This is a genomic window from Streptomyces sp. NPDC020299, assembly GCF_044387825.1.
In the GTDB taxonomy this organism is placed as follows: Bacteria; Actinomycetota; Actinomycetes; order Streptomycetales; family Streptomycetaceae; genus Streptomyces.
On sequence record NZ_JBIRWL010000006.1, the window covers coordinates 48,681 to 66,928 of the forward strand.

Annotated in this window: 16 protein-coding genes; 13 read left to right on the forward strand and 3 right to left on the reverse strand. The window is 72.0% G+C overall.

The genetic code is table 11. From position 1 onward, the window contains the following. Nucleotides 1–134 precede the first annotated feature (134 nt). Nucleotides 135–1,316: a DUF5685 family protein gene (locus ACH45E_RS17025; protein ID WP_361440400.1), complete on the forward strand. Its 1,182-nt coding sequence runs from the start codon at nt 135–137 to the stop codon at nt 1,314–1,316. Nucleotides 1,317–1,352: 36 nt separating this feature from the next. Here the strand turns inward: ACH45E_RS17025 and ACH45E_RS17030 are convergent, their stop codons facing one another. Further along, the gene (locus ACH45E_RS17030; protein WP_361440403.1) at nt 1,353–2,303 is read right to left on the reverse strand and encodes an ABC transporter substrate-binding protein; all 951 of its coding nucleotides are present in this window, start codon (nt 2,301–2,303) and stop codon (nt 1,353–1,355) included. 433 nt (nt 2,304–2,736) lie between these two features. Here ACH45E_RS17030 and ACH45E_RS17035 point away from each other — a divergent pair, with 433 nt between their 5' ends. From ACH45E_RS17035 to ACH45E_RS17075, 9 genes are all read left to right on the forward strand, one after another. Then, nucleotides 2,737–3,594 (forward strand): amino acid ABC transporter permease, encoded by an 858-nt coding sequence (locus ACH45E_RS17035; RefSeq protein ID WP_361440406.1) that lies wholly within the window; start codon nt 2,737–2,739, stop codon nt 3,592–3,594. Beyond that, entirely contained in the window at nt 3,591–5,354 is a 1,764-nt protein-coding gene (locus tag ACH45E_RS17040) for an FAD/NAD(P)-binding protein (RefSeq protein ID WP_361440409.1), read from the forward strand. Before ACH45E_RS17035 ends, ACH45E_RS17040 begins: the two co-directional genes overlap by 4 nt. A 40-nt stretch (nt 5,355–5,394) precedes the next feature. Further along, a complete protein-coding gene (locus ACH45E_RS17045; RefSeq protein ID WP_399040899.1) occupies nt 5,395–6,174 on the forward strand; it encodes an amino acid ABC transporter ATP-binding protein in 780 nt (259 codons plus the stop codon). Between the two features lie 50 nt (nt 6,175–6,224). Then, nucleotides 6,225–7,145: an LLM class flavin-dependent oxidoreductase gene (locus tag ACH45E_RS17050; RefSeq protein ID WP_361440412.1), complete on the forward strand. Its 921-nt coding sequence runs from the start codon at nt 6,225–6,227 to the stop codon at nt 7,143–7,145. A gap of 43 nt (nt 7,146–7,188) precedes the next feature. Next, the gene (locus ACH45E_RS17055) at nt 7,189–7,971 is read left to right on the forward strand and encodes a DUF1684 domain-containing protein (protein WP_361440415.1); all 783 of its coding nucleotides are present in this window, start codon (nt 7,189–7,191) and stop codon (nt 7,969–7,971) included. Nucleotides 7,972–8,228: 257 nt separating this feature from the next. After that, nucleotides 8,229–9,128, forward strand: coding sequence for a S1 family peptidase (locus tag ACH45E_RS17060; protein ID WP_361440418.1), 900 nt, complete (start codon nt 8,229–8,231; stop codon nt 9,126–9,128). Between the two features lie 347 nt (nt 9,129–9,475). Then, nucleotides 9,476–10,555, forward strand: a complete 1,080-nt coding sequence (locus tag ACH45E_RS17065; protein ID WP_361440421.1) for a S1 family peptidase — start codon at nt 9,476–9,478, stop codon at nt 10,553–10,555. 223 nt (nt 10,556–10,778) lie between these two features. Further along, nucleotides 10,779–14,228, forward strand: coding sequence for a DNA polymerase III subunit alpha (locus ACH45E_RS17070; RefSeq protein WP_361440424.1), 3,450 nt, complete (start codon nt 10,779–10,781; stop codon nt 14,226–14,228). Continuing rightward, nucleotides 14,225–15,253 (forward strand): DNA polymerase thumb domain-containing protein, encoded by a 1,029-nt coding sequence (locus ACH45E_RS17075; RefSeq protein ID WP_361440427.1) that lies wholly within the window; start codon nt 14,225–14,227, stop codon nt 15,251–15,253. The genes ACH45E_RS17070 and ACH45E_RS17075 overlap by 4 nt, the downstream gene beginning before the upstream one ends. Here ACH45E_RS17075 and ACH45E_RS17080 read toward each other — a convergent pair. Next, nucleotides 15,231–15,605 carry a cupin domain-containing protein gene (locus ACH45E_RS17080; protein WP_361440430.1) on the reverse strand — a complete coding sequence of 125 codons (375 nt, stop codon included), beginning with the start codon at nt 15,603–15,605 and terminating at the stop codon, nt 15,231–15,233. The two genes, ACH45E_RS17075 and ACH45E_RS17080, sit on opposite strands and share 23 nt — an antisense overlap. Nucleotides 15,606–15,719: 114 nt before the next feature. On the opposite strand from ACH45E_RS17080, the gene ACH45E_RS17085 reads away from it, so the two are divergent. Together ACH45E_RS17085 and ACH45E_RS17090 are read left to right on the forward strand one after the other, a co-directional pair. Then, nucleotides 15,720–16,166 (forward strand): MarR family winged helix-turn-helix transcriptional regulator, encoded by a 447-nt coding sequence (locus tag ACH45E_RS17085; RefSeq protein ID WP_361440433.1) that lies wholly within the window; start codon nt 15,720–15,722, stop codon nt 16,164–16,166. A gap of 170 nt (nt 16,167–16,336) precedes the next feature. Next, nucleotides 16,337–17,197, forward strand: a complete 861-nt coding sequence (locus tag ACH45E_RS17090; protein WP_361440436.1) for an alpha/beta fold hydrolase — start codon at nt 16,337–16,339, stop codon at nt 17,195–17,197. 161 nt (nt 17,198–17,358) lie between these two features. Here the strand turns inward: ACH45E_RS17090 and ACH45E_RS17095 are convergent, their stop codons facing one another. After that, the gene (locus ACH45E_RS17095; protein ID WP_361440439.1) at nt 17,359–17,493 is read right to left on the reverse strand and encodes a hypothetical protein; all 135 of its coding nucleotides are present in this window, start codon (nt 17,491–17,493) and stop codon (nt 17,359–17,361) included. Nucleotides 17,494–17,631: 138 nt separating this feature from the next. On the opposite strand from ACH45E_RS17095, the gene ACH45E_RS17100 reads away from it, so the two are divergent. Continuing rightward, nucleotides 17,632–18,246: a class I SAM-dependent methyltransferase gene (locus ACH45E_RS17100; RefSeq protein WP_361440442.1), complete on the forward strand. Its 615-nt coding sequence runs from the start codon at nt 17,632–17,634 to the stop codon at nt 18,244–18,246. Nucleotides 18,247–18,248: the final 2 nt, after the last annotated feature.

Here is an 18,248-nt window from a genome sequence, read left to right on the forward strand (position 1 = left end):
AGAGTGAAATATTATTGTCACCGGCAGATGGGTGATGCGTGGTGCGTTCGGGTGAGCGTGGGGGCTGCTCCGAAACGACTGTCGGTCGATACGATGCCGCAGCTCAACGTCGTATCACTCCACGGGGGATCATCGTGTTCGGAATCGTCAGGCCCTGCAGTCACCGTCTCGGGGAAAGCCTCAAGACGGAGTGGCTGGCCCATTTGTGCGGTCTGTGCCTCGCGCTGCGCGGGGACCACGGGCAGTTCGCGCGCATAGTCACCAACTATGACGGGCTCCTCATATCCGTCCTGACGGAGGCTCAGGCGCGGCAGGACGGCCGGCTGCGGCGTACCGCCGGGCCGTGTCCGCTGCGCGGGATGCGCACCGCCTCCGTGGCCCAGGGCGAGGGCGCCCGGCTCGCGGCGGCCGTCTCGCTGGTGCTGGCCTCGGCCAAGGTGCGCGACCATGTCGCCGACGGCGACGGACTGCTGGCCCGGCGGCCGGTCGCGCTCGCCGCCCGCCGGGTCGCCGTCAACTGGGGACGCGCGGGCGCCCGTACCGGCGCGGACATCGGGTTCGACACCGCCGTGCTCGTCGACGCCGTCGACCGGCAGCTCGCCCTCGAGTCCCTCGCGGGCCCGGGAACGCCGATCCTGGCCGTCACCGAGCCCACCGAGACGGCGACCGCCGCCGCCTTCGCGCACACCGCCGTGCTGGCCGGGCGGCCGGGCAACGCCGAGCCGCTCGCCGAGGCCGGGCGGCTCTTCGGACGGCTGGCCCACCTGCTGGACGCCGTGGAGGACCGCGCCGCCGACACCGCGTCCGGCGCCTGGAACCCGCTCACCGCGACCGGCACCTCGCTCACCGAGGCCCGCCGGCTCGCCGACGACGCACTGCACGGCATCCGGCTCGCCCTGCGCGAGGCCGAGTTCGACGACGGGAAGCTGGCGCACCTGCTGCTCGTCCACGAACTGCGCCGCTCGGTGGACCGGGCGTTCGGCACCCAGTCCTGCGGGCACGCACCCGAGGCCTCCTTCGGCCCGCCCCCGGGCCCGCACGCGCCCAAGGCACCGGGAGACCCCCACGGCAACCCCTTCGGCGGCGAGCCGCCGCGCCCGGACAAGCGGGGCTTCTGGGCGGGCTGCGCCGCCGCCCTCGGCCTGTGCTGCACCTGCAAGATGTGCTGCGCCGACGAGTACGAGGGCCCCTGGTCGCGCAAGAAGCGCGAGGGCTGCTGCAGCGACTGCGACTGCGGCGACTGCTGCGACGCCTGCCAGTGCTGCGAGGTCTGCGAGTGCTGTGAGTGCTGCTCGTGCTGCGACTGCGGGCTGTGACTGCGGCCGTGACGCCCGTTCCGGTTCGTCGGTTCGTCAGTTCTTCAGCTCCGGCGGGGAGATCCGCGACGTGCCGATCGCCGAACCCGTCGTACCCCACTTCTTCAGGATCTTCTCGTACGTGCCGTCCGCGATGAGCTTGTTCACCGCGGCCCGGAAGGCCGGTGCCAGCTTCGTGCCCTTCTTGAAGGCGAAGCCCACGTCGAGCCGGTGGTACTCGTTGAGGAACTTCAGTCCCTGCTGGTGGGCGACGGCGTAGCGCAGGCCGTTGATGGTGGACATCACGATGTCGCTGCGCCCCTGCTGGAGGGAGGACCAGATGGCGCTGGACTCGGCGTAGGTCTGCACGTGGTACGCCTTCTTGCCGGCATCGGCGCAGACCTTCTTGTTGTCCTCCAGCGTCGCCTCGAAGGTCGTGCCGGCGCTGGTGGCGACGTTCAGGCCGCACAGCTGCTTCAGGTCGGTGACCTTCGACAGCGTGCTGTCCTTGCGGGTGGCGAAGCCCTGGCCGTCGTTGATGTAGGTGACGAAGTCGATGGTCCTGCGGCGTTCGTCGGTGACGCCGAAGTTGCTGGCGCCGAAATCGTACTTGCCGCTGTCGAGGGCGGGCAGGATGGCCTCGAAGCTCGCCTGCTCCACCTTGAGCCTGATGCCCAGTACCTTCGCCACGGCCTTGGTGAAGTCGACGTCCTGGCCGGTCAGGGTCTTGCCGTCGGCCAGGTAGGTGGTGCCGGGCGGGGTGCCGCCGACGCTGACGGCGACGGTCAGGCTCTTCACCCCCGAGGGCAGCAGCCCGGCGGCCGACGCGTCCTCGCCGATGCCGGAGACGACGTCCGTGGTGGGGACCTTGTCGGTCCTGGCCGCGGCGCCCACCGCGTCGGTGGAGTCGCCCGAGCCGGAGCCGCATGCCGTGAGGAGCAGCGTCGCCGAGGTGATCAGGGCAAAAGGTGCGAAATGGCGTTTACGGGTACGCGTGAACCTGTGCATCGTGTGCTGTCTCCTGGAAAAGGAAGGCATGCGGGAGCGCGAGGGGAGGGGTGCGCGTGTGAAGGCGAAGGAAAAGAGAGAACGCAAAAGCGCAGTAGGCGCAGTAGGCGCGGAAGACGCCCGACCGGATCAGGGGATCAGGGCGCGCAGCGGGGTCGGCTCAACAGGAACAGGACCACACGCGACCGAAGTCGATGTGGGAGCGGGTGACCAGCCACTGCTGTGGATGCATGGGCCAAGTGGAACAGGCATCCGGTTTCCCGTCAACCGACTTGAGACGTACCGCTCACATCATGGACAGCCTTGACAGTGAGGGGAAACGGCGCCGTACAGTCGACGCACGGCCCTGCTGAGGGGCTCGGCCGTAGCGTGCCGTGCGGCGCGCCCGTGTGAAGGCATCACCCGTGTTCCAGCTGCGTCACGGAGCCTTCCCATGTCTTCCGACACCCTCGCCAAAGTCCCCGCCGCGCCCGACATACCGGAGCAGGCCGACACCCCGCGGATCGTTCCGCAGCGGCGGCTCGGCCAGTGGACGGCCGCCGTCGTCGTCCTCGCCCTGCTCGGCCTCGCGGTCAACTCGGTCCTGCGCAACGAGGCGTTCCAGTGGGACGTCGTCGCCGCGTACTTCACCTCCGACTCCATCCTGCGCGGCCTGTGGCTCACGCTGTGGCTGACCGCGGTGGTGATGGTCCTCGGCTTCGCCCTGGGCACCCTGCTCGCCGCGTTCCGACTGTCCGCCAACCCCGTTCTGCGCGCCGTGAGTTGGGGCTACGTGTGGCTGTTCCGGTCGATCCCGATCCTGGTGCAGCTGCTGCTCTGGTTCAACATCGGGGCGCTGTACCCGCACATCCTCGGGGTGCGGACGGTCGACCTGCTCAGCCCGGTCGCCGTCGCGATCATCGGGCTCACCCTGCACGAGGCCGCGTACGCCGCCGAAGTGGTACGCGGCGGCATCCTCTCCGTCGACCGCGGCCAGATCGAGGCCGCCCAGGCGCTCGGCCTGAGCCGCCGGCGCCGCTGGTGGCGGATCGTGCTGCCGCAGGCCATGCGCTCCATCGTGCCGCCCGCCGGGAACATGCTGATCGGCGCCCTGAAGGGCACCTCCATCGTCAGCGTCATCGCCGTCAACGACCTGCTGTTCTCGGCACAGTTGATCTACCACCGCACCTACCAGGTCATCCCGCTGCTGATGGTCGCCACGATCTGGTACACCGTCGTCACCTCGGTGCTCGGCGTCGGCCAGCACTACGTGGAGAAGCACTACGCGCGCGGATCGGAGCGCACCCGATGAGCGCCGCCAGACCGGCACTGGTGATCGTCGGGGCCGGGCCGCGGGGGACCGGTCTCCTGGAACGCATCGCCGCCAACGGGCCCGAGCTGTACGCCGGCCCGGGCCTCGACATCCATCTCGTCGACCCGCATCCGCCGGGCGCCGGACGCATCTGGCGGGCGGCGCAGTCCCCGCTGCTGTGGATGAACTCGCACGCCGAGGACGTCACCATGTTCACCGACGAGACGGTGGAGATGGCCGGGCCGGTGCGCGAGGGCCCCACCCTGCACGAGTGGGCGGGCCTGGACGGACGCACCTTCGCGGACCGCCGGATCCAGGGCGACTACCTGCGCTGGGTGTACGACCGGGCGGTGGCCGATCTGCCGCCGGGCGTCACCGTCCACCACCACCCCCGGCGCGCCCTGCGCGTCAGCGGCTCGCCCGAGGGCCGCCAGCAGGTGTGGCTGGAGGGCCGCCCGCGCCCGCTCCTCGCCGATCTCGTCGTCCTGGCCGTCGGCCACCTCGACGCCGAACCCGACGCGGAACAGGCCGAACTGGCGGCGTACGCCCGTGAGCACGGTCTGGTGCACCTCCCGCCCGACTACACCGCCGACAGCGACCTCACGGCGCTGAAGCCCGGCGAACCCGTCCTCGTCCGGGGCTTCGGGCTCGCCTTCGTCGACCTGATGGTGCTGCTCACGGAGGGGCGCGGCGGCCGGTACGAGGGGGACGCCTACCTCCCCTCGGGCCGCGAGCCGGTCCTGTACGTCGGCTCGCGGCGCGGAGTCCCGTACCACTCGAAGATCGGCTACGACTGGACCGGCGAACGCCCCCCGCTGCCCCGCTTCTTCGGGACCGCCGAGGTCGGGGAACTGCTCGCGCGGCCGGAGGGCTTCGACTTCCGCCGGGACGTGTGGCCGCTGGTCGAGAAGGAGCTCGGCTTCGCCCACTACCACCGGCTGTTCACCGCCCACCCCGAGCGGACGGCCATCGCCTGGCGGGACTTCGAGGAGAAGTACGCCGCGGGGGACGCCGCCGGCATCGAGGCCCTCGTCGCCTCCGCCGTACCGGACCCCGGCGACCGGCTGGACCTCGCCGCGCTGGACCATCCGCTGGACGGGGTGCGGTACGGCTCGCACGAGGAGTTCCAGGACGGGCTGCGGGAGTACATCGAGGGCGACCTCGGTCGACGGCACGACGCCCGGTACAGCGCCGACCTGGCGGTCTTCCTCGGGCTGCTGTCCGTCTACGGGCAGCTGATCCGGCTCGGCTCCATCGGCCCCTGGTGGCACGGCTTCTTCAGCTACCTCGCCTCCGGACCGCCCGGACCCCGGCTGCGGCAGATGCTCGCCCTGTCCCGGGCGGGACTGCTCCGGTTCGCGGGCGCCGAGCTGACCGTCGCCGCCGAGGACGGGGTGTTCCGGGCGTCGAGCCCCACCGTGCCCGGCTTCTCGGTCGAGGCACGGGCGCTGGTCGAGGCACGGCTGCCCGAGCCCACCGTCGGCCGGGCCCGCGACACCCTGCTGCGCGAACTGCACGCCGACGGGGCCGCCGAGACCCCCGACGGGCTGCTCCGGGTGGACCCCGCCGACGGGCGGATCCTCGACCGGGACGGCCGGCCGCACCCCCGGCGCTTCGCCCTCGGCCCCTACACCGACGGCCGTACCCCGGGCGCCTTCACCCGGCCGCGCACCGGCGGCCCCGCCTTCCGCCAGAACGACGCCACCGCCCGGGCCGCGCTGGCCTTCCTGCGGGACCTGGCGCGTCCCGCCGCCGCGTGACGCGGCCCCACCACACGTCCTCCAGCAAGGGGTTCACTCGATGAGCGACACGGTTGACACGGCCGACATGGTCGACATCAGGTCCGTCCACAAGAGCTTCGGTTCGCTCGAAGTCCTCAAGGGCATCGACCTGCGGGTGCGCGCCGGTGAGGTCACCGTCGTCCTCGGGCCCTCCGGCTCCGGCAAGTCGACGCTGCTGCGCACCATCAACCACCTGGAGAAGGTGGACCGGGGCACGATCAGCGTGGACGGCGCCCTGATCGGCTACCGGCGGTCCGGCGACAAGCTGCACGAGCTGCCCGAGCGCGAGGTCCTCAGACAGCGCACCCGGATCGGCTTCGTCTTCCAGAACTTCAACCTCTTCCCCCATCTCACCGTGCTGGACAACGTCGTCGAGGCACCGGTCTCCGCGCTGAAGCGGCCCCGCGGGCAGGCGGTGGAGCAGGCCCGCCGGCTGCTCGCCCGGGTGGGACTGGCCGACAAGGCCGACTCCTATCCCCAGCAGCTGTCGGGTGGTCAGCAGCAGCGGGTGGCCATCGCCCGCGCGCTCGCCCTGGAGCCGAAGCTGCTGCTCTTCGACGAACCGACCTCCGCGCTCGACCCCGAGCTGGTCGGCGAAGTCCTCGACGTCATCAAGGACCTGGCCGACCGGGGCACCACGATGATTGTCGTCACGCACGAGATCGGCTTCGCCCGCGAGGTCGCCGACACCGTCGTCTTCATGGACGGCGGCCGGATCGTCGAGCAGGGCGCACCCGCCGACGTACTCGACCGGCCGCGGCACGAGCGGACACGGGCGTTCCTCTCCAAGGTCCTCTGAACCAGGACCGCCACACACACTTCATGGTCCCCGAGAAAGGGCTCCGCCACATGAGCTCATCGCACGGCCGGGCGCTGCTGCACCTGGCCGCCGCCGTCGACCTGCCGTCGACGGACGACGCCGGTTCCCATGTGGAGCTGGCCCGGCTCGCCGAGAGCGGCGGGCTCGACTTCGTCACCCTCGACGACACCACCCTCGACGACACCTTCGAGCGTCCCGGCCCGGACGCGCTCGCCGTGCTGTCCCGGGTGGCGCCCGCCACCCACCGGATCGGCCTGGTCCCGGCCGTCACGGCCACGCACGCCGATCCCTCCCACGTGCGGACCGCCGTCGCCGCCCTCGACCGGGTCAGCCGTGGCCGGGCGGGCTGGCGGCTCGACGCCCCGGCCGGCGAGGGTGAAGTGGCCGAGGCGGCCGCACGGTTGTGGGACGGCGCGCCCCGGTCCCCACAGGGCCACCCCGTCCGGGTGGTCGACGCCACCGAGGGCCCCGCCCGGCCGGCCGCGGCCCGGCACGCCGACGTCGCCCTGGTCCACGCCGCCGACCCCGGGCAGGTCGCGGCCGTACGGGACCGGCTGCGGGCGTCGGCCGCCGAGGCCGGGCGGGACCCGGACGGCCTCCGGGTCCTGGCCGGCCTGATCGTCGACCTCGGCGACGGCGAGCACGCGGCCGAACCGGGCCACGGCGGGGGCGGCCCCCGGCAGACCGCCCGGGGCCCGCTGTACCGGGGCGGCCCCGTCGACCTCGCGGAACTCATCGCCGCCTGGCACGCGGACGGCGTCGCCGACGGCTTCCACTTCACCCCGGCCGAGCCGCGCCGGGACCTGGAGCGGCTCGTCAACGGCACCGTCGCGCTGCTCCAGCACCGCGGCCTGTTCCGCACCTTCTACCCGGGCAGCACACTCCGGGAGCACCTGGGCCTGGCCCGGCCCGCCCGTCCGGTGCGGTCCGCCCCGGTATGGAATGGCTGAACCCACATGGAATTGTTGATCAGCATATGGAAGGTTTGAGCACATGACGACGGACGCATCCGACGACTGGAAGCGGTGGCACGAGGACCGCGTGGACGCGGTGTCCGCGCCCTACGGGCCGCTCTCGCTCATCGGCACGCACTGGATCGAGGACTATCCGGAGGGACGACTTCCGGACATCCCCGGTGCCTGGGCGGTGGACGGTGACGCGGTGCTGCTCACCGCGACCGGGGCCGACGGCCTCACCGTGGACGGCCGGCCCTTCTCCGGCGCGATACGCCTGGCCGCCGACGGCGGGCCTCAGGAGTCGTCCCGGGTCGCGCTCGGCGGTCGGCGGCTGGTCGTGCTGATACGTGAAGGAGTCTGGGGAGTCCGGGACTACGACCCGGACGCCGAGGCCCGCCGGACCTTCAGGGGCATCGAGGCCACCTCGTACGACCCGCGCTGGTCGGTGCCCGGGCGCTTCACGCCGTACGACGGGACGCGTACCGTCCGGGTCGGGAACGCGGACGGGGTGGAGCGCGGGCTCGGCCTCGCCGGTGAACTGGCCTTCGCCCTGGACGGGCGGGAGTCGACACTCCAGGTGGCGCGGCAGGCGAGCGGTGCACTGTGGGCGGTGTTCGCCGACACCACCAGCGGCGACACCAGTTACCGGTTCCGCTTCCTGTACCCGGCCGCCCCCGACGCCGACGGCCGTACCACCGTCGACTTCAACCGGGCCGTCCTGCCGCCGTGCGCCTTCGCCGACCACTTCCTGTGCCCGTTCCCGCCACCGGGGAACACGCTGGACGCCGCCGTCGAGGCGGGGGAGCGGCGACTGTTCTGAAACGGCTGCGCCTGGCGGGAACTGAACGGGCGTCAATCGCCTGAATCGCATCAAGAACGCACACAGACGACACGGATCGCACACAGTCGCACGGCCGAAAGGCGCCCTTGCGCCTACCGGCCGTTCGGCCGAATACTCCCCCACAGCGCTTGTCAGGGGCACGGCATGCCCGAATCCGGGCGCCGACACTCCCTGGCTGCGCCTCACGGGCCCCGACCCCACGCGGGCCCCCGACTTCCCCTGGGAGGGAACGAAACGTGAGGATCAAGCGCAACACCCCCCGCGGCCCCATCGCGAGACGGACCCGGCTGATCGCCGTGACCACCGGCTTCATGGCCGCAGCCGCGTTCGCCGTCCCCACCGCGAGCGCGAGTGACGCCCAGACCTTCAGTACCGCCCAGCTCAGCACGGCGAGCGGTGCCGTGCTCAAGGCGGACATCCCCGGCACGGCCTGGGCCGTCGACAGCAAGACCCATCGGGTCGTCGTCACCGTCGACAACACCGTCTCCAAGGCCGAGATCGCCAAGATCAAGCGGCAGGCGGGTGCCAACGCCGGCGCCCTGACCGTCAAGCACACCGCCGGCAAGTTCAACAAGCTGATCACCGGCGGCGACGCCATCTACGGCGGCTCCTACCGCTGCTCGCTCGGCTTCAACGTGCACAGCGGGAGCACCTACTACTTCCTGACCGCGGGCCACTGCGGTGAGGTCGCCTCGACCTGGTACAGCAACTCCGGTCACACCACGACCCTGGGCACGAACGTCAGCTACAGCTTCCCGGGCAACGACTACGCGCTGGTCCGCTACACCAACTCCTCGATCGCGCACCCGAGCGCGGTCGGCAGCCAGACCATCTCCAGCGCGGCCACGCCGTCCGTGGGCACGACGGTGTACCGCCGCGGTTCCACCACCGGCACCCACAGCGGCCGGGTCACCGCGCTGAACGCCACCGTCAACTACGGCAGCGGTGACATCGTCTCCGGCCTGATCCAGACCACGGTCTGCGCCGAGGGCGGCGACAGCGGCGGCCCGCTGTACGGCGGTTCCGTGGCCTACGGTCTGACCTCCGGCGGCAGCGGCGACTGCTCCTCCGGCGGTACGACCTTCTTCCAGCCGGTCACCGAGGCGCTGAGCGCCTACGGCGTGAGCGTCGGCTGACGATCCCTCTGGTCGCCTCCGGGAGGGCCCCCGCGCGCGAACCCGCGTGCGGGGGCTCTTCCTTGCGCGGCAGGGGGCGGCGGGGGTGGCGGGGGCGAAAACAAGCCACGGCTGGATGTCACTGTCCGCTGCAGGTTACTCGCGCGTAGTGTTTGCAGTGCGAATTCCTCTGGGCGGCCGCCGGTGGTCGCGGAGGAAGGGGGCGCACGACGTCGCCGTACGCGCGTCCTGAAGTCGACCTTGTGTGCTCCCTGTGCGGTTCGGAAGAGTGGGCGCCCGTCAACCAGCCTTCCGGCCCGCGGGTTCCCCACGACCTCCGGGCCGCCCCCCCCACAGGAGGACGTGAGTTGAAGCACCGACGCATACCCGGGCGACGGATGGCCGTGGCGGGCGCGGGTGTCGCCGCACTGGTCGCCGCGGGAGTCACCTTCCAGAGTGCGAACGCCAGCGAGCCCGCGAAGTCCGCCGCACCGCAGATCCTTTCGGCCCCGGCGGCCGGAAAGCTCGCCACCACGCTCGTCGGCGACCTCGGCGCCGACGCCGCGGGCACGTACTACGACGCGAAGGCGAAGAGTCTCGTCGTGAACGTGCTCGACGAGACCGCCGCCGGAACCGTCGAGGCGGCCGGCGCCAAGGCGAGAATCGTCACGAACTCCCTCGCCGAACTCGACGGCGCCCGCACGACGCTGAAGCAGGACGCCACCATCCCCGGCACCTCCTGGGCCACCGACCCGGTCAGCAACAAGGTCGTCGTCACGGCCGACAGGACGGTCTCGAGGACGGAGTGGGCCAAGCTCACCAAGGTGATCGACGGGCTCGGTGGCAGAGCCGAACTCAAGCGGGGAGCCGGGGAGTTCAAGCCCTTCCTCGCGGGCGGCGACGCGATCACCGGCTCGGGCGGGCGCTGCTCGCTCGGCTTCAACGTGGTCAAGGGCGGCCAGCCCTACTTCCTGACCGCGGGTCACTGCACCGATGCCATCTCGGCCTGGTCGGACTCCTCCGGTGCCGTGATCGGCAAGAACGAGCGGTCCAGCTTCCCGGGCAACGACTACGGCCTGGTGAAGTACACCTCGGGTACCGCCCACCCGAGCGAGGTCGACCTCTACAACGGCTCCGCCCAGAAGATCACCGGCGCGGCCGAGGCCACCGTCGGCATGAAGGTCACCCGCAGCGGCTCGACCACCCAGGTGCACTCCGGCACGGTCACCGGTCTGAACGCCACGGTGAACTACTCGGAGGGCACCGTCAGCGGCCTCATCCAGACCGACGTGTGCGCCGAGCCCGGTGACAGCGGCGGCTCGCTCTTCTCGGGCAGCAACGCGATCGGCCTGACCTCCGGCGGCAGCGGCGACTGCACCGCCGGCGGCGAGACGTTCTTCCAGCCGGTCACGGAGGCGCTGTCGGCCACGGGCGCCCAGATCGGCTGATACGCCGAGTATCCGCCGAGTATCAAACGCCGAGTACACGGCCTCCGGAAGTCCCGCCCCAGTCCCGCCCCGCGCGCGAGGGGCGGGGCTTTCCGTGTTTGCGCAGGTGGGACGCGCCGGAATGCATGTCGCACACTTGTTCGGGGATGGGGGTATGGTGGGGGTGGGAGTAGGGAACTGATGTTCGAGAGCCGGTCGGGGCTCACCAGTGCGGGAGGTGCGTGTGCCGGGTTTCACGCATCTGCACACCGTCTCCGGGTTCTCCCTGCGCCACGGCGCCTCGCACCCGGAGCGGCTGGCCGAGCGCGCCTCCGAACGGGGCATGGACGCCCTCGCCCTCACCGACCGCGACACCCTCGCCGGCACGGTCCGCTTCGCCAAGGCCTGCGCCAAGGCGGGCGTCCGCCCGCTGTTCGGCGTGGAGCTGGCGGTGGGGGAACCAGAAGGGCGAGCGGGGCGGGACGGCGTCGAGCGCCGGGACGCCGTCGTGTCGGCGGAGCGCCGCCGTACCCCCGTCCGCGGCGGTGCCTTCATCGATGAGTCGACACCCCGCGTGACCTTCCTCGCCCGGGACGGCGCCCGTGGCTGGGCCGGCCTGTGCCGGCTGGTCACCGCCGCCCACACCGCCGAGGGCACCCCGCTGCTGCCCTGGCCCGACAACCACGCCGACGGTCTGACCGTCCTGCTCGGCCCCGCCTCCGACGTCGGCCGCGCCCTCGCCGCGGGCCGCCCCGACCGGGCCGCGAAGCTCCTCGTGCCCTGGCGCGAGGTCTATGGCGACGCCCTGCGCCTGGAGGCCGTCTGGCACGGCCGCGAGGGCACCGGTCCCGGCTCCCTGCGCCTGGCCGCCCGCACCGTCGGCTTCGCCGCCGAGCAGCGGATCCGGCCGGTGCTCAGCAACGCCGTCCGGTACGCCGACCCCGGCCAGGGCCCGGTCGCCGACGTCCTGGACGCCGCGCGCCGCCTGGTCCCCGTCGACCCCACCAAGGAGCTGGACTCCGGGGAGGCCTGGCTGAAGGACGCCGGGGCGATGCTGCGCGTGGCCGAGCGGGTCGTGGAGGCCGCGGGCTACCGGCGCGAGGCCGCCCACCGCCTGCTGGAGCAGACCCGGGCGACGGCCGCGGAGTGCCTGGTCGACCCCGAGGACGACCTCGGCATCGGCACCGTCCACTTCCCCGAGCCGCACCTGGTCGGCGCCGGCCGTCGCACCGCCCAGCGGGCGCTGGCCTCGCGGGCGGCGGCGGGCATGGTGCTGCGCGGCTACGGCACCCGGCGCGCCTACTGGGAGCGGATGCACCGGGAGCTGGACATCATCGCCCACCACGGGTTCGCCTCGTACTTCCTGACCGTCGCCCAGGTGGTGGACGACGTACGGGAGATGGGCATCCGGGTCGCCGCGCGCGGTTCCGGCGCGGGCTCCCTGGTCAACCACCTGCTCGGCATCGCGCACGCCGACCCGGTCGAGCACGGCCTGCTGATGGAGCGCTTCCTGTCCAAGGAGCGGGTCGTGCTGCCCGACATCGACATCGACGTGGAGTCCGCGCGCCGCCTGGAGGTCTACCGGGCGATCATCGACCGGTTCGGCACCGAGCGGGTCGCCACGGTCGCGATGCCGGAGACGTACCGGGTCCGCCACGCGATCCGGGACGTGGGCGCGGCCCTGTCCATGGACCCGGCCGAGATCGACCGCGTCGCCAAGTCCTTCCCGCACATCCGCGCCCGGGACGCCCGCGCGGCCCTCGACGAACTGCCCGAGCTCAGGGAACTGGCGGGGGAGCGGGAGAAGTACGGGAAGCTGTGGGAGCTGGTCGAGGCCCTCGACGCCCTCCCGCGCGGAGTCGCCATGCACCCCTGCGGAGTGCTCCTCTCCGACGCCTCCCTCCTGGCCCGTACGCCGGTCATGCCGACCAGCGGCGAGGGCTTCCCCATGTCGCAGTTCGACAAGGACGACGTGGAGGACCTCGGCCTGCTCAAACTGGACGTGCTGGGCGTGCGGATGCAGTCGGCGATGGCGCACGCGGTCGCGGAGGTGAAGCGGGCGACGGGCGCCGAGGTGGACCTGGACGGAGTGCCGCCCGGCGACCCCGCGACGTACCGGCTCATCCGCTCCACCGAGACGCTGGGCTGCTTCCAGATCGAGTCGCCGGGCCAGCGGGACCTGGTGGGGCGCCTGCAGCCGGCGACCTTCCACGATCTCGTCGTCGACATCTCCCTCTTCCGGCCCGGTCCGGTCGCCGCCGACATGGTGCGGCCGTTCATCGAGGCCCGGCACGGGCGGGCGCCCGTCCGCTATCCGCACCGCGACCTTCAGCGGCCGCTGGAGGAGACGTACGGGGTCGTCGTCTTCCACGAGCAGATCATCGACATCGTCGCCATCATGACCGGCTGCGGGCGCGGCGAGGCGGACCGGGTGCGGCGCGGGCTGTCGGACCCGGAGTCGCAGGGGCGGATCAGGTTCTGGTTCGCGCAGCACGCGGCGGCGCACGGCTATGACGCGGAAACGATTCAGCGGACCTGGGAGATCATCGAGGCCTTCGGCTCCTACGGCTTCTGCAAGGCGCACGCGGTCGCGTTCGCCGTACCGACGTACCAGTCGGCCTGGCTGAAGGCGCATCACCCGGCCGCCTTCTACGCGGGGCTGCTCACGCACGACCCCGGGATGTACCCCAAGCGGCTGCTGCTGGCGGACGCGCGGCGGCGCGGGGTGCCGGTGCTGCCGCTGGACGTGAACGTGTCGGGGGTCGCCCACCGGATCGAACTGGTGTCTGAATCGAGGGTGTGGGGGCTGCGGTTGGCCCTCTCCGACGTGCACGGCATCAGCGAGGCCGAGGCGAAGCGGATCGCCGGCGGGCAGCCGTACGCCTCGCTGCTGGACTTCTGGGAACGGGCCCGCCCGAGCCGCCCGCTGGCCCAGCGGCTGGCCCAGGTCGGCGCGCTGGACGCCTTCGGCGCCAACCGCCGCGACCTGCAACTGCACCTGTCCGAACTGCACCGGGGCGCCCGGGGCGCGGGCGGCGGCCAACTCCCCCTGGCCGGCGGGCGGCAGACCGCCCCGGCCGGGCTGCCCGACCTCACCTCGGAGGAACGGCTCAGCGCCGAGCTGGGCGTGCTGTCCATGGACGCCTCGCGCAACCTGATGGACGACCACCGGGAGTTCCTCCAGGAGCTGGGCGTGGTCTCGGCACGCCGGCTGCGCGAGGCGCGGCACGGCGAGACGGTACTGGTCGCGGGCGCCAAGGCGGCCACCCAGACCCCGCCGATCCGGTCCGGCAAGCGGGTCATCTTCAGCACGCTGGACGACGGCACGGGCCTGGTCGACCTGGCCTTCTTCGACGACTCCCACGACGCCTGCGCGCACACCGTCTTCCACTCCTGGCTGCTGCTGGTGCGCGGAGTGGTGCAGCGGCGCGGCCCGCGCAGCCTCAGCGTGGTGGGCTCCGCGGCCTGGAACCTCGCCGAACTGGTCGAACTGCGCGCCGAGGGCGGCCTCGACGAGGTGGCGGCACGGCTGGCGGAACCCGTTCCCGGGCGGCACGGGGACGCGGCCGAGGGCCGGACGATCCGCATGCCCACGGGGTACGAGATGCACCCCTGGGCCGATCTGCGTCCCGCGGGTGAGGACCCGGCGGGTGGAAAGAAGCTGTGGCACCAGAGTCCGGGGAGTGCGGGATGACGATTCTCTGCGTACGTTTCCAGCTGCCGGCGACGGACGAGGCGGCCCTGTCCGGGCTGCTCGGGTTGCTGGAGGAGTTCACCCCGGTCGTCGAGGCACTGCCCCCGGACGGGGCCCTCGCCGATCTGCGCGGCGCGGAGCGCTACTTCGGGCGCGACGCCGTCGAGCTGGCGGCGGTGATCCGGGTCCGGGCCCTCGCGCTGTACGGCGTCGACTGTGTGATCGGCGCCGGGCCGGGCCCGCTGCTGGCCCGCATGGCACTGCGCGAGGCACGGCCCGGGACGACCCGCGCGGTCCCCGCGGACCAGGACGCCGTCAGGGAGTTCCTCGCCGACCGCCCCGTGGCCGCACTCCCCGGCGTAGGCACCGCCACCGCCCGCACCCTGTGCGAGTACGGCCTCGACACCCTGGGCCGGGTCGCCGCCGCACCCCTGTCCACGCTCCAGCGGCTGGTCGGCGCGAAGGCGGGCCGCGAGCTGCACGAGAAGGCGAACGGGATCGACCGCGGCCGGGTGGTCCCGAACGCGGTCTCCCGGTCGCTGGCCGCCGAACGTCCCTTCGGGCTGGACGAACTGGACCCGGACCGCCACCGCGGGGCCCTCCTGTCCGCCGCCGACGAACTGGGCTCCCGGCTGCGCGCCCTGGAGAAGGTCTGCCACACCCTGACCCTCACCGTGCGCTACGCCGACCTCCCCCACTCTCGAACAGGCTCGAGCGGGGGGACCCCCACCTCGACGACCCGCAGCCGCACCCTCAAGGAGCCGACCGCGCACTCCGCGGCGCTGACCAGGACGGCGTACGGCATGTACGAGGCCCTCGGCCTCCAGCGCGCCCGGGTCCGCTCCCTCACCCTGCGCGCCGAGGGCCTCACCCCCGCCGACCAGGCTCCCTACCAGCTCACCTTCGACCCCGTGGACGACAAGGCCCGCCGTATCGAGGAGGTCGCGGACCGCGCGCGAGCCAAGTTCGGACCCCGGGCCGTGATGCCGGGGGCGCTGGCGGTCAGTTGGCCCAGGGCGGCGTGATGCGCGTACCGTCGGCCAGCTCCGCCTCCAGACCGACGGAGGTGGTGACCCAGGAGACCGCGGTGTGATCGGTGGGGTTCTCGACGGCGAGGGTCGTGCCGGGGTTGACGATCACGGTGTCGCCGGCCGTGATCCGCTCGGTGCGGCCGTCGAGCGTGATGAGCAACTCGCCGATGAGCAGGTGGAAGATCTCCTCGCGGTTGACGGTGTGGGCCGGTGCCTTCGTCCCGGCGGGTATCTCGCCCCGCCAGGCGCACAGCTCTTTGGCGCCGGTGAGCGGGGTGGCGTAGGAGACGAAGCGAGCACCGTGGATCTCGTGGGTGGTGGCCTCGGACGAGCGGATGACGGGCATGGGTGTCCTCTGAATCCTCTGGGGTGGCCTGGACTCGACTGGTCAAGTAGCTTGACTGTTCCGCTCAATGGTCAAGCTGCTTGACCATTTCGTCAAGGGTGTTTGAATTCCTCCGTGCAGAACTCCGAAGCCATGGCCTTGTCCGCCGCCCTGCTCGCCGTCGCCGGCGAGCTCACGCAACGCATCAACGACGGGGTCGTGGCCCGGGGTTTCGAGGGGATGCGGCCCGCGCACGGCTTCGCCTTCACCCGGCTCGCCCCGGACGGGGCGACGGTCACCGAGCTCGCCGCGCATCTGGGGGTCACCAAGCAGGCGGCGAGTCAGCTGGTCGAGGAGATCGTGCGCAAGGGGTACGCCGAACGGCGGCCGCATCCGGGGGACGCCCGGGCGCGGCTGATCGTGCTGACCGAGCTGGGGTGGGCCTGCACCCGGGCGGCGGAGGAGGCGGCCGCCGAGGTCGTGGGGGAGTGGGCCGAACTGCTGGGTGAGGGGGAAGTTCGCGTGTTGCGTGATGGTTTGGTGCGGATCGCGCCCTACGGTCCGATCAGGCCTGCCTGGTGACGGCCCACTTGAAGTCGGGTGGACCGCTGACTATCACTGGAAGTTTTTACTGACGCGTAACTTCACCCAACCGCTACTCGTCCGTAACTTGATGAGTGAACAGCATCCCGTGATCCGGATCACAGGGCGTAAGGCCGTCGAACTCCCTTGAGCCGCAAGGAGATCACCCGATGCTGCCCTGGAAGCGAGCACTCAGACCCCTGGCCGCCCTGCTCCTGACCGCCGCCGTCGCCATCGCCCCCGCCGCCACCGCCCACGCCTCCACCAACCCCAGCAGCGGCTGGAACGACTACTCCTGCAAGCCCTCCGCCGCCCACCCCCGCCCCGTCGTCCTGGTCCACGGCACGCTGGGGAACTCCGTCGACAACTGGCTGTCCCTCGCGCCGTACCTGAAGCACCGCGGGTACTGCGTCTACTCCCTCGACTACGGACAGCTGTCCGGCGTCCCCGTCTTCTACGGGCTCGGCCCCATCGACAAGTCGGCGGAGCAGCTCTCCGACTTCGTCGACAGGGTGCTCGCCGCGACCGGCTCGGCCAAGGCCGACCTCGTCGGCCACTCGCAGGGCGGCATGATGCCCCGCTACTACCTCAAGTTCCTCGGCGGGGCCGCCAAGGTGAACGCCCTCGTCGGCCTCGCCCCCGACAACCACGGCGCCACGCTGAGCGGCCTCACCAACCTGCTGCCGTACTTCCCCGGCGCCGAGGACCTGATCAAGGCCACCACCCCCGGCCTCGCGGACCAGATCCCCGGCTCGGCCTTCCTCGCCAAGCTCAACGCGGGCGGCGACACCGTCCCCGGAGTGCGGTACACGGTCATCGCCACCAAGTACGACGAGGTGGCCACGCCCTGGCGCAGCCAGTACCTGAGCGGCCCGGACGTCACCAACGTCCTGCTGCAGGACCTGTGCTCGCTCGACCTCTCCGAACACGTGGCGATCGGACTCTTCGACCGCATCGCCTTCCACGAGGTCGCCAACGCCCTCGACCCCGCCCACGCCACCGCCACGACCTGCGCGTCGGCGTTCAGCTGACCACCGCCGGGGCTTGTCCGGCCTGAGCCGCCGGACAGGTCCCGTGGGGTGATCCGAAACTAACCCCTGGGACCCGTGAAATCCCCTGCCGAGGGCGGCTCGTGGAGATCCTTATGCCGGCGTTAAGGAAGCACTGAGGCTGCGCTCAGGTAGGCGCCGGGTCAGCTGTCCGGCCACCAGGTGCGGGCGATGTCCTTGCGCACTTCGGGGCGGCCCGCGGGGCGCTCCTCGGCCTCGTCGTGGACGCGGCGGGTGTCGGGCCTCTTCAGGGGCTTGTGCACGGTTACGCGGCGCATGGTGGCCTCCTTCAGTGCCTACCGAGTTCCGTGTTGTCACGGAGGCAGACCCTTTCGGGGAGAGTTCCTCATCGGTCGGGGTCTGTCAGTGGCGGCTGTCACGATTCGGATGTCAGTGGCGGGTGTCACTCTTGCGGCATGGCAAACAAGAGTGATGAGGCGAGCGCGGTGAGTGTCGACTGGGACACCGAGGCCGCCGGCTTCGACGAGGAGGCGGACCACGGTCTGCGCGACCCGCGGGTCCGTGCCGCCTGGGCGGCCCGGCTCGAGGCGTGGCTCCCGGGCCGCCCCGCCGACGTCCTGGACCTCGGCTGCGGCACCGGCAGCCTCTCGCTGCTCGCCGCCGAGCGGGGCCACCGCGTCACCGGTGTCGACCTGTCCCCGCCGATGCTGGAGCTGGCCCGCGCCAAGCTGGCCGGCCGTGACGCGGTGTTCCTGCTCGGTGATGCGGCGGCACCCCCGGTCGGGGAGCAGCGCTTCGACGTCGTGCTGGTACGGCACGTGCTGTGGGCGCTGCCCGACCCGGCCCGCGTGCTGCGGCACTGGCGCGGACTGCTGCGGCCGGGAGGACGGTTCGTGCTGGTGGAGGGCGTGTGGGGGACGGTCTCCCCGGCCGGTATAGCCGCGGACCGGCTCGTCGGCCTGCTGGAGCCGGTCGCCCGACAGGTGCGCGTGGAGCGGCTGTCGCAGGACACAGCGCTGTGGGGGAAGGACGTCGACGACGAGCGGTACGCGGTGCTGGCGACGCTGTGAGC